This window comes from Paenibacillus sp. 01L418 (assembly GCF_056400045.1).
Genome location: NZ_JBFTSN010000335.1, coordinates 1 through 7,092 on the forward strand (window position 1 = coordinate 1; position 7,092 = coordinate 7,092).

General features: G+C 43.1%; 5 protein-coding genes. All 5 read left to right on the forward strand.

The window, feature by feature from the left end:
* Positions 1-75: 75 nt before the first annotated feature.
* Entirely contained in the window at positions 76-906 is an 831-nt protein-coding gene (locus AC1DSE_RS26710) for an Fpg/Nei family DNA glycosylase (RefSeq protein ID WP_477511865.1), read from the forward strand.
* A 28-nt stretch (positions 907-934) separates the two neighbouring features.
* Complete coding sequence (locus AC1DSE_RS26715) at positions 935-1,267, forward strand: cyclic-phosphate processing receiver domain-containing protein (RefSeq protein WP_076265823.1); 333 nt, start codon at positions 935-937, stop codon at positions 1,265-1,267.
* A 1,616-nt stretch (positions 1,268-2,883) separates the two neighbouring features.
* On the forward strand, positions 2,884-3,900 hold the full coding sequence (locus AC1DSE_RS26720; RefSeq protein WP_076265825.1) for an SAM-dependent methyltransferase: 1,017 nt from the start codon (positions 2,884-2,886) through the stop codon (positions 3,898-3,900).
* Positions 3,901-4,035: 135 nt separating this feature from the next.
* On the forward strand, positions 4,036-5,790 hold the full coding sequence (locus AC1DSE_RS26725; RefSeq protein WP_477512982.1) for a sensor histidine kinase: 1,755 nt from the start codon (positions 4,036-4,038) through the stop codon (positions 5,788-5,790).
* On the forward strand, positions 5,783-7,092 hold a 1,310-nt coding region (locus AC1DSE_RS26730; RefSeq protein WP_477528456.1), incomplete at its 3' end, for a response regulator. The genes AC1DSE_RS26725 and AC1DSE_RS26730, both read left to right, overlap by 8 nt.

Consider the following 7,092-nt stretch of genomic DNA (forward strand, 5'->3'; position numbering starts at 1 on the left):
GCTTCGTTCTTATATATCTGATCATAGAGATTGTTAAGACTTATAACGAAGAAAATAGGAAGGAAGCGAGCTTTCATGCATGAATTGCCGGAACTGGAAAATTATCGGGCTTTATTGGCGGAGCAATTCGCTGGCGCCCAAATTACCGGTATCGAGATAACAAATGGTAAAGTTTTTCAAGCAAGTGAAGAACAAATTGAGCGTGACGTGGTTGGTAAAGTTGTATGGTTCGTTGAAAGAAGAGGTTTACATTTAGTTTTACACTTGGATAATGGAAAACGTCTATTGCTTCATTTGGGGCAAGGGGCTTATTTGTATAGAGGAAACGAGTCTGACAAACCTGATCGCAACGTTCAGATGAAACTGCTTTTCGGTGAAGCCGTATTGTATGGAGTCGGTTTGCGTGCGGATGATTTGCAGCTGTTGACTGTGAAGGAAGTCGAAGGGAAACTTGGACGCCTAGGACCAGATGCATTGGACAAAAGAGTGACATTGGATCGTTTCATTGCACTATTTGCCAAAAAACGTGTTGCAATCAGAACCGCTCTTAGCGACCAAAACGTGATTTCTGGAATTGGTGCTGCATATGCGGATGAGATTTGTTTTGCCGCAGCAATTCGCCCCGACACTAAAGTTCCAGTATTGGAAAACGAAGCATGGGAACGCCTATACGCAGAGATGCATAATGTACTGAAGGAAGCGATTTCACAAGGTGGAACGGGAGAGCATCCGTTCTTTGAGGGAGATAGCTTAACTGGAAAACATCGGAATCACTTTCAAGTCTTCGAGCGTGAGGGTCAACCATGTTCACGCTGTGGTGCTGTGATCGAGAAAATCGATGTATCTGGCCGCAAAGCGTATGCTTGTCCTGCTTGTCAACAAGATGAGGGATTAAGCGCGCTTTGAGTCTATCGGTTGAACGGGGGATTCATTTATGATTCATGTTTATTTAGACGATTATCGCACTTGTCCAAAAGGTTTTGTATTGGCAAGCAACGCCGAAGAGTGCAAGCAGCTGATTGACCTTGAGGAAGTGGATATTTTATCGCTTGATTACGATCTAGGCTGGTCACAGCCGACTGGCTACGAAGTCGTGCGCCACATTGTTGAAACGGGTCGTTATCCAAGCCAAATATACTTACACACCTCAAGTGCCGCTGGTCGCATGCAAATGTACCATATGCTTTCAACGAATGCGCCGGCAGAGACCAAGCTGTTCAATGGTCCGATGCCGGAGGCTCTCATTAATAATATAGCTGGGCAATAAAATACACCCAGACCCTTTAAGGGTTTTTTACACCCAAACCCTCAAGGGCTTTTTAAACCCAGACCCTTTAAGGGCTACTACACCCAAACCCTCAAGGGCTTTCTAGACCCAGCCCCTTCAGGGCTACTACACCCAAACCCTTAAGGGTTTTTTAAAGTGAAATCTTTGAGGATTTTTAAAATTCCCGAACCTAAGAGATTTTCGAACCCACCCAAACCCTCCCTTCCAAGGGAGGGCCCCAAGGGTTGCACCCTCTGGACACCCGCAACTGGACTAACGTGGGAGCYTGAYCGKCGCTTRWGAGTTAGGGTAGAGYATCGAACGCTTTCGTCCMTTTGGGACACGCTTTCACTAATGMGGGGKAAYYCCAAGGTGGGTTCGAACCMACCYAAACCCTCSCTTCCAAGGGAGGGCCTTAGGGTTGCACCCTCTGGACACCCGCAACTGGACTAACGTCGRAGCTTGACCGGCGCTTGAGAGTTAGGGTAGAGCATCGAACGCTTTCGTCCCTTTGGGACACGCTTTCACTAATGCGGGGGGGAACCCCAAGGGCGTTTCGAACACACCCAAACTCTATATTTTTTAAGGACTTTGAAAGTTACGCTCTTTGGACACCTGCAGCTGGAATAACGTGGGAGCTTGATCGTCGCTTGCGAGTTAGGGTAGAGTATCTAACGCTTTTGTCCCTTTGGGACATGCTTTCACTGTGAGGCTTTCACCTTTTCTTAATAGATAGTCTCATTAGTTTGAATTATCAATTTGGATATTGTGTGAGCTGACCAGTTTTTATTTTTTCATGCAGTTTTATAAATAATATCAACTACATATTGTTAAGCCAGTTACACATAAGACTAATTTTTAGACTTATTTGGAGTAATTCGATTGGTTTGAGGGTAATAAGACTAGTTTTTAGTTCTATTTGTGCTCAATTTTACAATAAGCAGTAATAAAATTTATTTTTCTCTGGTTTAAGACTATATTCTAGTCTTATTTAGTTTTATTGAGCCCATTTAGTTGAAATAGGTCTAGTTTCTATATCTATTTCACTAACATCGTCCATTAATCATTATTTATGGGCTAAAACAATGGTTCATATGGCTATACTCAAATAATACCTAGCAAAAATAATATCTGAGTTAATTACTCGAATAATTACACGAAATGTGACATATTCGGTTATAATGCAAACAAAGACTAAAAATATAAGTAGAACTAAAATGCTGAGGAATTAATTTCCTGGCATTTCTATGTTTTTTTATTATCTCTGATCTATGTAAATGTTTGTATTTACGAAGGCTTCAATCTTTCACACATCAAGACACGATTTACATTTACAGACAACAAACTTCCAGCGTGTCCCGTAGGGACGAAAGCGCTCATCCGTAAACTAAACATTCCAGCACAGATTATCGCCAACGTTAGTCGAGTTGCGGGTGTCCAGAGGGTGCAACCCTTGGGGCCCTCCCTTGGAAGGGAGGGTTTGGGTGGGTTCGAAACGCTTGTAGGGTTGGTGTAGTAATTGTTTAGGGCTCAGGGTGCTAAACCCTCGAGGGCAAGGGTGAAAAAAATCCCTTTAGGGATCTAGGGTAATATAACACGAAAGAGGTTTAACATACGTGAGTCAATGGATCGGAACTGCTAATCAAACTTATGCACCATATGCGATGGAGGAGCTTCGGAGGCTGATTGAGGGCGTTGCCTTCACACAACTGGCAGCAGGAGAAGTGTTTTTAATGACGAGCCCGCTAACACGGGAAGAGACGCTGCAAGCGATTCATCAGCAGGAGCCGATCTTTTTGCGCCATGTGCAGCCGGTGGATCGGACGATTGAAATTACAGGAAATGCGAATGATTTAGAACAATTATCTAGCATGGTTCGAAATGCTGTATTAACTTTGGAAAATAAACGGGTAGCCGTTCATATTAGACGTACGTCGAAGTCGGAGTTTGTGTATTCGGCTGCGGATACAAAAGCGGTAATTGATGCGGTACTCGAAGAGATTGACGCGGAACCTGTTGTACAGCAGCCAGACGTTATTATTGCGATCTATGCGGCGATCAATCAGCTTTATGTCGGTTTTGGATCGCCATCGGAGATGCTCTCGGATTGGCCAGGCGGAGCCGTTCGTTTTCAACGCGAAGAAGGACAAGTCTCGCGTGCCAAATTTAAGCTGCTTGAAGCAGAACGTGAATTCAACCTAAATTACGCACAGTTTCAAAATGCCCTTGATGTTGGCGCAGCGCCAGGCGGCTGGACATCCCTTTTACTTGAGCGCGGCTTGAGAGTTACAGCCATCGATCCTGCTGAATTGCATCCATCGCTAATGGCGTATCCCACGCTAACTTACTTAAAGCGCAATGCTTCCGAAGTGAAATTCAATCCTGATTCATTCCAGCTACTAGTCTGTGATATGAGCTGGAGTCCGATGATGATGTGCAAGCTCGTTCTCGATCTTGAGCCTGCACTAACGAAGGGTGCAACTGCCATAATTACAGTTAAGCTGATGCACCGGAAACCGCTTCAAACGATTCGAGACGTGATTTCAAGACTTTCAACGGAATTTAAGCTTCAAAAAGCTAAGCAGCTGTTCCATAACAGAGAAGAAATCACACTTTATTTGATCAAAAAATAACAGGAGTCGCCCCCCTTGTTGAAAGGAGGGCGCTCTTTTTTCAAATCCAGCTTACAATCCTAGCAAAGAATAAGTATGTCTTCTAACCACTAATAAATCGATAATAGCTGTAATCTCTTAAAGGAGACCTGGCCAATGCAGAGCTTGAAAGCGCTTTATATGAATTTGCGTATCAAACACAAAATGTTTGTGTTGATATCAGTCATCATGCTGGTTGTTGCTATGCTTGCTATCATCATTCAGCAATACGCTTTTGATTTTTATGATCAGGAAATTTATAAGCAATCTTCCAAAGCGCTCAGTTTGTCGTCCCTCAGTATCGAGAATGAGCTGAAAAAGATGGAGAAGCTTACCTTTATGCTTTCAACGGATTCTACGATCCAGCACTATTTGAGATCCATCAAGAGCGGTTTGTCCGATTATGATAACTATGTTGTGCAATTAACGGTGAAGGAGCGAATGGTCAATATCGGCGGGCTTGATAAATACGTGCTTTCCGCCCAGCTGTATGACGTAAATGATAATGAATATGCGGTTGGTGCAAACTCGATAACGATTTACCAGGACCGTCTGGATGCATTCAAAAATGCAACAGCGGTCAAAAAGGGTGGGAATACGTGGATTGCCCCCTACAGCAACGATAAGTCCTTAATTGCTGCGCGAGAAGTGCGTTCGTTTGAGCAGCTGAGCTTAGACTATCTTGGCACTTTAGCGCTTCGCATCGATATGAACAAACTGTTTAGAGATCTTGCTAAAGGCATGAACAGCAACGACGCCAAGCTAGTCATTATGAAAAACAATGAAGCGGTGTATCCTGAAGCGTCCGCTTTTTCCATGGAGTCCTTATCTGCGCTGCCTGGCAATGAGGGCTACAAAGTTATACGTTATGAGGGGAAGCAATATTTTGTTACTTATATAGCGTCAACGTATACCGATTGGACTTATTATACGCTGATCCCATTTGATGACATCTTTGACCGTGTCGTGAAGGTCAAAAATACGATTATTATTATTTTTGCTATATTATTTATCGTCATTCTCCTCATTGCAGTTGGCTTCGCAAATGGTATTACTGAGCCTATTGAACGCTTGAATGCTAAAATGAAAAGAGTGCAGCTCGGCAATTTTGAATATATCGAGGAGCCGAATGAGAGAGCGCTTGCAATGGATGAAGCTGGTCAAATGCATCGAAACTTCCGAATAATGATTGAACGAATCAATGAGCTCATTCATGAAAATTACGTGAAGCAGCTTACAATTCGCGATACGGAATTTAAAGCGCTGCAAGCTCAAATTAATCCACACTTTTTGTACAACACATTAGAGTCGATCAACTGGTCCGCCAAGCTAAGCAACCAAACACATATTTCTCAGATGGTTGAAGCGCTCGGCTCCCTGCTCAGAACGTCAATCAATTTGAAGGAGCCGCTCATTCCGCTTAGCAAGGAACTGGACATCATTAATCACTATGTCACGATTCAGAAATATCGTTTTGAAGAACGGCTTGATTTCCATATTGACGTACCAGACAAGTTACTTAACTGCAGCATTCCGAAGCTTTCGCTTCAACCGCTCGTTGAGAATGCAATCAATTACGGCCTTGAACAAATGATTGACACCTGTAAAATACAAATACATGCCTATGTGGAAAATGAGCTGTGGTTTATTTCAGTGGAGGATAATGGGCCGGGAATGGAAGAAGAGTTTGTCACAAAGCTATTAAGCGGACAAGTGCAGACGAAAGGCTCCGGCTTAGGCTTGAAAAATATCGAAGACCGCATCAAGCTGCTGTATGGCGATGCATACGGCTTAATGGTAGAGAGCAAGCGAAACGGCGGTACCAAAGTGAAGCTGATGCTTCCTTATGAAATGAGGGATTCCCATGTATAAGGTTTTGTTGGTTGATGATGAACGAATCATCGTAGAAGGCATATCGCGAACTGTAAACTGGAATGCATATGAGGCAGAACTGGCAGGAACGGCGCGCAATGGACTTGAAGCTTTGGCCTTTATCGAGAGCCATATGCCGGATATCGTCATTTCAGATATCAAAATGCCAGGCATGAACGGGCTGCAGCTGGTGGAAAAAGTGTATGAAAACTACCCGCATATCGCATTTATTCTTCTTTCCGGCTTTAGTGAGTTTGATTATGCTCGCACTGCGATGCAATTTGGAGTTAAACACTATTTGCTTAAGCCATGCAATGAAAATACGATTACGGATGCACTAACCGAGGTGATAACAGAGCTGAGGAAACAGCAAACGCAAGAGAGCTTCATGCTTCATATCCAGAAAGAGCTTTCAAAGGTACTTCCTCACGCGAAGGAGCAATTCCTTAAGGAGCTTGTTACCAATAAAACATATGGCCAGCGTGATTGGGATGATTATGGCAACCTGTTTCATATTACAGTAGACAATGAAAAGGTTCAGTTGATTTTGTTTCAAATAGAGGGTGTGTTTGAATTTGRGCATCTGTTTGCGGTCAAAAACATCGCTCAGGATGTCCTCGGCAAACCGACGGTACTTCTCAGTACGACGATAGGAAAACATGTGCTGTTGCTCATTAAAGAGATTAACGAAACAGACGTTTTATTTGCACAATTGAATGAAATTAAGCAAACGTTTTCTTCCTATTACAAATTGGATGCTACAGTGGCCGTCAGCAATCCAGGTCAAATTATCGATGCTCGTAAAATGTATCGTGATACGCTGGAATGCTTAAATTATCAATTTTATTTAGGCGAAGGAAGCATCATAACGCAGAAGGATGTTGAAAGAGGAGATGATAATGCGCTTAAGCCTTTCATCTATGATGAAGAGCCTCTTTGCATGCATGTCAAATCAGGAGACTGGGCGTTTGTTCAGCATGAGCTGCAAAACTATTTTGATATGCTTGCCGACAGTCGCATGGACATGCATCTCTCGAAATCTTATGTCATACCGCTTTACATATCTGTCGTTAGACAAGGCAAACCTGAAGAAATCAATGAATATTTAACTAAGATTGCCGGATTTGATCAATTTACAACACTAAAAACGACGCAGCAATTCGTCACCGAATGTGCGCAGCAAATATGCTTGAACAACTTTCATACCCACACCAATAAGCATTCCGCCATTATTCAGAAGATGATTCAAGTAATTGAAGCGCATATTTCCAATCCTGATCTATCGCTCAACTGGGTAGCAAG